Below are 4,725 nucleotides of genomic sequence, written 5' to 3' on the forward strand. Positions count from 1 at the left end.
ACGAGTCCGTCATCATCAAGCACAACTCAGCGTGACGCCACAGCACGATCCGTCACCACCGAATCCGAGACAGAGCCACTGACTGGACACACCCCGTTCTCTGGCTGATCACCGAGGAGGCCGGGCTTCACCATGATCACTTTCTAAGTGACGTGAGTCACATGGCGACGGCCCTCCCGGTTTCGTTTGGCGGCGAGTTCGGGAGGGCCGTGCGGGCGGACAGCCGACACGAACCGCTGGTGCCCGATATTCTTGATGTTGCGACTGGCGTAGCCGGATGTGACCGGCGTGGAGCGTGTGAGCGACATCGACCGCCTGGGTGTCTCTCGGTCATCGAACCGGAGGGACATCATGTATTTACGGGATGAACCCGCATCAAGCGGTCCAGGTGGTCGGAGGCGATCCGCCCTGTGGGGTCGTCGCGTGACGGCGGCGTCGGCACCGAGCGGTGTGTTCCCGCCGATCTCGGCTGGGGTGGTTTCGGCACTGGTCGGGTTCACGAGCGCCTTCGTGGTTGTCCTGGCCGGCCTCGCAGCCGTGGGCGCGGATCCGGACCAGGCATCGAGCGGGTTACTCGCGGTGAGCGTCACCATGGGCCTGTCTTGCATCCTGCTCGCGTGGTGGACTCGGATGCCGATCACCGTTGCCTGGTCGACGCCTGGTGCGGCACTACTCGCTACGACCGGGGCAGTAGAGGGAGGGTGGCCCGCCTCGGTCGGCGCGTTCCTCATCACCGGCGCGCTGATCGTGCTCACCGGGCTTGTGCCGCAGCTCGGCGCGCTCATCGCCCGCATCCCCGCCTCGGTCGCCCAGGCGATGCTCGCCGGTGTGCTGCTCCAACTCTGTCTCGGACCGATCACCGGGCTGGCGACGAACCCGCTCCAGATCGCGCCGGTCGTAGCCGTCTGGCTCCTTGCCACGCGGTTCCTGCCACGCTGGGCAGCCCCCTTCGCTTTCTTGACCGCCGCGATCGTCATCGGCGTCCACGTCGCAGCCTCGGGGACCGCGGTCGACCCCGCGGCGCTCACGCCGCGGGTGGAGATCACAACGCCCATCTTCACGCTTGCCGGAGTGATCGGCATCGCTCTGCCGCTCTGGCTTGTGACGATGGCCTCGCAGAACGTCCCCGGGGTCGCCGTCATGAAGGGTCTCGGTTACGAGGTGCCATGGCGGAGATCGATGCTCGTAACCGGCGTCGGCACCGTCCTCGGCGCGCCGACCGGCGGGCATGCGATCAACCTGGCCGCGATCAGCGCGGCCCTCGCGGCCGGACCGGAGGCAGGCGAAGACCACTCGCGGCGCTGGATCGCGAGCGTGACCGCGGGCATCGTCCTCATCGGGCTTGGCATCGCCTCTGCGGCATTCGGCGCCCTCGTGTCCCTGGCCCCGGCCGGGGTCATCGCCGCCGTAGCGGGACTCGCCCTACTCACCACATTCGCCGCCTCCCTGAAGGCGGCGCTCTCAGAGCCGAACGAGCAGATACCCGCCGTCGTCACCTTCGCGACCGCCGCATCCGGCATCGCGATCGCCGGGGTGAGCGCCGCCTTCTGGGCACTCATCGCCGGACTTGTCGTCCGCTCCACCCTCCGACTCGGAAGGCGGCCAGCCTGACGATCCGCGCGGCGGCGCCTCTGCCACAGCGCACGAGCTCGGTGAGTCTGACTACCTGCTCCTCCACAGCGGCGGACCAGACGTTTGGCGAGGAAGAGCAAAGCCGAAATCGGCGCCCGCCCTGGCCGAACTGTGGAGGACGTGCGACCTGGCAGCCTGGAAGGGGTGCCGGTAAGAAACGTGTCAGTGCGCCATGGAAAGCGCTGTTTGTCCGAACGGAGGTGGAAGACCACCGTCGCTCTGCCGTCGTAGCGGTGGGGTGAAGCAGGAGGCAGCCTGATCCGGGGATCACCGGGGAGGGCGGGAGCAGCCTCGACAAAGTCGGGTCGGTTCAGCACTACCGGATGGGCCGGGCTCGGTGAGCGAGACGGGAAGGTATACGCGAGGAACCGGTGTCTTACGCCTCTTGAATTCTTGCCAGCTCCAACCCGGTGGATGTGGGCTGGTCAGCGGTGCGCACTCGCCTCTCATCGCGGGCGGGGAACTTCCGGTCGGGTATTGGCAGTCTGGGCTGGGAGGCCACGGCGAAGGACTACGGCGTAGCCGTGGCGAAGGACTACGGCGTAGCCGTGGCGAGGCCGCAGGGGTAGAGCCGGGTGCCTAACCCGTCGATCGGACAGCAGTGAACATGGGAACCGCTCGGGTTCGCTCTCCTGCTGCTTGCCTTCCAGGCGGGCGGCGGGAGATAGGCGTGATGCCCGCCGAAGGCGCGAGCGGGGCGGAGCCGCCGTAGTACTCGGAGCCGGGGAAAGCCCGGCGCGTGGGGAAGGGCGGCAGCGTGTCAGTCAAGGAGAAGAGTGCAATGTCCGAAGACGCGCCGGTGAATACCGGCGCCGTGAGGTGGCCGGATGCTGATTCGGCTTACTTGGCGGTACGGAGGATGCAGATCAAGTTGCACCGGTGGGCGGTCGAAGACCTTGACCGCCGGTTCGGTGACCTGTTCAACCTCGTCTATGACCCGGCGTTCCTGATGCACGCGTGGGAACGCGTGTCCACCAATGCCGGAGGACGAACTCCGGGAGTCGACCGGGTCACAACCTTCCAGGTCGAGACCCGGATCGGGGTCGAGGCTTTCCTGGCGCAGATTCGCACCTCGCTGAAGTCGGGCGAGTTCGAGCCTGCCGAGGTGCGGCAGGTGACGATTCCCAAAGCGGGCCGCAAGCTGGGTATTCCCACCATCGCCGGCCGAGTGGTTCAGGCCGGCCTCAAGGCGGTGCTGGAGCCCATCTTCGAGGCGGATTTTCTGCCGTCCTCGTATGGGTTTCGCCCTAACCGGCGAGCGCACGACGCCGTCGCCGAGATCCATCATCTGTCCTCGGGCTCCAACAAGTACCACTGGATCCTGGAGGCCGATATCCACGCCTGTTTCGACGAGATCGAGCACACGGCGCTGATGACCCGGCTGCGGGCGAGGGTCTCCGACAAGCGCGTGAACACGCTGGTGAAGGCGTTCCTGAAATCCGGGGTCATGACGACCATCGGAGATTGGGAAGCGACACCGGCCGGAACACCCCAGGGCGGCGTGCTGTCTCCGCTGTTGGCCAACATCGCCTTATCCGCGCTGGACGAGTACTTCGACCGGCAATGGAAGCAGGAGATGCGGACCGACAAGCGGCGGGCCAGGCGCAGGAGGAACGGCCTGGGCAACTGGCGGCTCATCCGATACGCCGACTTATGCCGAGCTCGGCATAAGTCCGCGTAGCGAACTAATCGCCAGGTCGGCAGGCCCTGATGGCGGCGTCGTTCGCGGTCCCGCCGGGTCGCCATCGCCGTTGCCCAGTGTTCGGCGGCAAAGTCGTCGAGCACCGACAGCGCGATGTTGGCCAGCAGGGGAGACAGGATGCCCCCTTGCGGTGTTCCGGAGACGGTCTCGTCCCGCTCGCCGAGTTCGGTCATGATCCCGGCTTTGAGGAACGCCTTCACCAGCGCCAGCACCCGCTTGTCCTTCACTCGCGCTCGGACGCGGTCCATCAGGGCCGCGTGATCGATGCGGTCGAAGCATGCCTCGATGTCAGCGTCCAGCACCCAGCGGTATCCCTGGGAGCCGAACAGGTGAATCTCGGCGATGGCGTCGTGCGCGCCGGTGAGGCCGGAACCCATACGAGCACGGACGAAAGTCCGCCTCGAAAATAGGCTCCAGGACCAGCTTCAGCGCGGCCTGGACCACCCGGTCGGTGATGGTCGGGATACCCAGCCGGCGCAGTTTCCCGCCCGGCTTGGGGATCATCCGTTCTCTCACCGGCAGAGGCCGGAAGGCCTCTGTCCGCAACTCCGAACGAATGCGGTCCAGGTGCGCGGTCACCCCGGACGTTTCGACGTCGGCGGCACGCATGCCGTCCACGCCCGCCGTCCGAGCTTCGGCGTTACTCGCGACCCGTTCGAAGGCCATCATCAAGGTGGCCGGGTCGCAGACGAATTTGAAGACATCGTCGAACCGGAAGCCTGATCGGCTAGGGCCTGTTCGAAGTTGAGATCATGAGGTTGTGCTGCGCGATGCTGTCCGGCCTTGATAGGCGAAGGGGTATGGCGCGTGGTGACCTCACTGATGATGAGTGGGCCTTGGTCGAGCCGTATCTGCCGCTGGGTGAGCGGGGGCCGATCCCGGATCTGCGGCGGCAGTTCAATGCCGTGATGTGGCATTTCCGCGTCGGCGGCCCGTGGCGGGGACCTGCCTGCGGAGTACGGCTCGTGGTCCACGGTCTATGACCGCCTTCGTTCGTGGGCGGTCGCGGGCGTTTTGCAGAACCTGATGGAGGCCATGATCGGTGAGGCCGCCGCCCGTGGGCAGGTGGACCTCGACCTGGTCAGCGTGGATTCCACGACGGCTCGCGCCCACCATCATGCCGCGGGGATGGCGCTCGATCCGGCGTTGCTGCGGGAGTTGGAGAAGGCTGCCGAAGAGGAAAAGGGGATTCGAGAAAGGGGCAAAAGGCCCAAAGCGCGGAGCTGGGCGCGGATGGGGAAGGCGAACACGCCGGACGCCGGCGGCTGAGGCGACGGCGCCGGGTGCGGCTGAAGACGGCCGGGCTGGGCCGCTCCCGGGGTGGTCTGAGCAGCAAGGTGCACCTGTCCGCCGACCGGCGCTGCCGTCCGTTGTCGTTCCTGCTCACCCCC

The 4,725-nt window shown here is 66.8% G+C and carries 3 protein-coding genes and 2 pseudogenes; 4 read left to right on the plus strand and 1 reads right to left on the minus strand.

All coding sequences use genetic code 11. From position 1 onward, the window contains the following. Positions 1-423 precede the first annotated feature (423 nt). Positions 424-1,611 (plus strand): benzoate/H(+) symporter BenE family transporter, encoded by a 1,188-nt coding sequence (locus ACWD0F_RS51570; RefSeq protein WP_449890418.1) that lies wholly within the window; start codon positions 424-426, stop codon positions 1,609-1,611. An 802-nt stretch (positions 1,612-2,413) separates the two neighbouring features. Further along, positions 2,414-3,313: a reverse transcriptase domain-containing protein gene (locus ACWD0F_RS51575; protein WP_449890420.1), complete on the plus strand. Its 900-nt coding sequence runs from the start codon at positions 2,414-2,416 to the stop codon at positions 3,311-3,313. Between the two features lie 50 nt (positions 3,314-3,363). Here ACWD0F_RS51575 and ACWD0F_RS51580 read toward each other — a convergent pair. Further along, positions 3,364-3,711, minus strand: a pseudogene (locus tag ACWD0F_RS51580) (reverse transcriptase domain-containing protein); the annotation flags it as partial. 423 nt (positions 3,712-4,134) lie between these two features. Here ACWD0F_RS51580 and ACWD0F_RS51585 point away from each other — a divergent pair. Beyond that, entirely contained in the window at positions 4,135-4,317 is a 183-nt protein-coding gene (locus ACWD0F_RS51585) for a transposase (RefSeq protein ID WP_449890422.1), read from the plus strand. A 76-nt stretch (positions 4,318-4,393) separates the two neighbouring features. Next, a pseudogene (locus ACWD0F_RS51590) lies at positions 4,394-4,725 on the plus strand (hypothetical protein); the annotation flags it as partial.

It is taken from the genome of Nonomuraea sp. NPDC002799, assembly GCF_053592075.1.

Coding starts and splice junctions, on each gene's coding strand:
- ACWD0F_RS51575 (WP_449890420.1), top strand. CDS start 2,414: ATGTCCGAAGACGCGCCGGTGAATACCGGCGCCGTGAGGTGGCCGGAT.
- ACWD0F_RS51585 (WP_449890422.1), top strand. CDS start 4,135: ATGGCGCGTGGTGACCTCACTGATGATGAGTGGGCCTTGGTCGAGCCG.